The sequence below is a fragment of the Pseudoalteromonas sp. S1612 genome (assembly GCF_005887175.1).
Lineage (GTDB): Bacteria > Pseudomonadota > Gammaproteobacteria > Enterobacterales > Alteromonadaceae > Pseudoalteromonas > Pseudoalteromonas undina.
Map to the genome: position 1 here is coordinate 1 of NZ_PNDH01000097.1, position 264 is coordinate 264.

Sequence of the window (264 nt, forward strand, 5' to 3'; positions counted from 1 at the left end):
TTTAGGCGCTGGTGCTGATTTTTCTGCAGGTGCTGCAGCTGGTGCACTACCCGCCACTTCAAATACAAAAATCAATGAGCCAGTTTTAACTTTATCGCCAGTCGCTACTTTAATCTCTTTAACAGTACCTGCAAACGGCGCCGGTACTTCCATAGCTGCTTTGTCGCCTTCAACGTTTAAGATAGATTGCTCTTCTTCTCCGCTATCGCCAACCGCAACCCTAACTTCTGGTACTTCAACTTCGTCATCACCAATATCAGGCAC

At 46.6% G+C, this 264-nt stretch carries 1 protein-coding gene; it reads right to left on the reverse strand.

The window, feature by feature from the left end; translation table 11 throughout:
* A partial coding sequence (locus tag CWB78_RS18255; protein WP_138596825.1) for a biotin/lipoyl-containing protein occupies positions 1–264 on the reverse strand: 264 nt, incomplete at both ends.